This window comes from Nocardiopsis alba DSM 43377, from assembly GCF_000341225.1.
Classification (GTDB): Bacteria; Actinomycetota; Actinomycetes; order Streptosporangiales; family Streptosporangiaceae; genus Nocardiopsis; species Nocardiopsis alba.
The window spans coordinates 1-738 of record NZ_ANAC01000053.1; the positions used below are offsets into that span (position 1 = coordinate 1).

Below are 738 nucleotides of genomic sequence, written 5' to 3' on the forward strand. Positions count from 1 at the left end.
TTCACGCTGGTCTTCGTGGCGGTCGGTGGTTTCATCGGCTGGCTGGGCGATCTGCTCATGGCCTACACCGACCCGATCACGCGGGTGCTGGGCCTGCTCACGATCGTGCTCGGGCTGGCGTTCATGGGTGTCATGCCCGGCTTCGGCCGCGAGTTCCGCTTCCACCGCCTGCCCCGCGCCGGCCTGGCCGGAGCCCCTCTGCTGGGGGTGTTGTTCGGGCTGGGCTGGACCCCGTGCATCGGCCCGACCCTGGCCGCGGTGCAGACCCTGGCCTTCGTCGAGGGCGGCGCCGGCCGGGGCATGTTCCTGTCCTTGATCTACTGCGTCGGTCTGGGGCTGCCCTTCGTGCTGGCCTCGTTGCTCTACCGGCGCGCGCTCAACGCCTTCGGATGGCTCAAGCGCCACACCCGCACGGTCACGGTGGTCGGCGGGGTCATGCTCGTCCTGGTCGGTCTGGCCATGGTGAGCGGACTGTGGACCGAGATGACCATCGGGATGCAGCGTTGGGCCGCCGACTTCCAGACGGTGATCTGACATGACCACGACCACATCCGAAACCTCGGAGAACGCCCCGTCCGGGAAGCGGTCCGAACCGGGCCCCAAGGGCATCGGCGTCCTGGGATGGGCGCGTTGGATCTGGCGCACGCTCACCTCGATGCGTACCGCGCTGATCCTGCTGTTCCTGCTCGCGGTGGGCGCCATCCCGGGTTCGTTCCTGCCGCAGAACGTGGTCAGCGT

2 protein-coding genes are annotated in these 738 nt (G+C 68.7%); both read left to right on the forward strand.

What is annotated here, in order from left to right:
* The coding region (locus tag D451_RS0126105; RefSeq protein ID WP_017536622.1) for a cytochrome c biogenesis CcdA family protein at positions 1 to 534 on the forward strand (534 nt) is incomplete at its 5' end.
* Between the two features lies 1 nt (position 535).
* On the forward strand, positions 536 to 738 hold a 203-nt coding region (locus tag D451_RS0126110), incomplete at its 3' end, for a cytochrome c biogenesis protein ResB (protein ID WP_026125384.1).